Raw genomic sequence first — 567 nt, forward strand, 5'->3', positions numbered from 1 at the left:
TGCTCGACAACTGGGCGATGCTGTTGGCGGCGGTGAGCATCTTTGTGCTGTGCGCCTTGCTGATCGACAACTTCCTCTCACCGCTGAACATGCGCGGCCTGGGCCTGGCGATTTCCACCGTGGGCATCGCCGCGTGCACCATGCTGTTCTGCCTGGCGTCGGGGCACTTCGACTTGTCGGTGGGCTCGGTGATCGCCTGTGCCGGCGTGGTGGCGGCGATTGTGATGCGCGATACCGAGAGCGTCATGCTCGGCATCGGCGCCGCGCTGCTGATGGGCCTGATCGTCGGGCTGATCAACGGCATCGTCATCGCCAAGCTGCGGGTCAATGCGTTGATCACCACCTTGGCCACGATGCAGATCGTGCGCGGCCTGGCCTACATCTTTGCCGACGGCAAGGCGGTTGGCGTGTCCCAGGAGCAGTTCTTTGTGTTCGGCAACGGCCAGTTGTTCGGCGTGCCGGTGCCGATTTTGATCACCATCGTGTGCTTTGTGTTTTTCGGCTGGCTGCTGAACTACACCACCTACGGGCGCAACACCATGGCCATCGGCGGCAACCCGGAAGCGG

The 567-nt window shown here is 63.0% G+C and carries 1 protein-coding gene; it reads left to right on the forward strand.

Going from position 1 to position 567, the window contains the following annotated elements:
* Positions 1-567 (forward strand): ABC transporter permease subunit (locus G9Q84_RS29030; protein WP_420875432.1); only part of this gene is annotated, 567 nt, incomplete at both ends.

The sequence above is a fragment of the Pseudomonas sivasensis genome, assembly GCF_013778505.1.
Taxonomy (GTDB): Bacteria; Pseudomonadota; Gammaproteobacteria; order Pseudomonadales; family Pseudomonadaceae; genus Aquipseudomonas; species Aquipseudomonas sivasensis.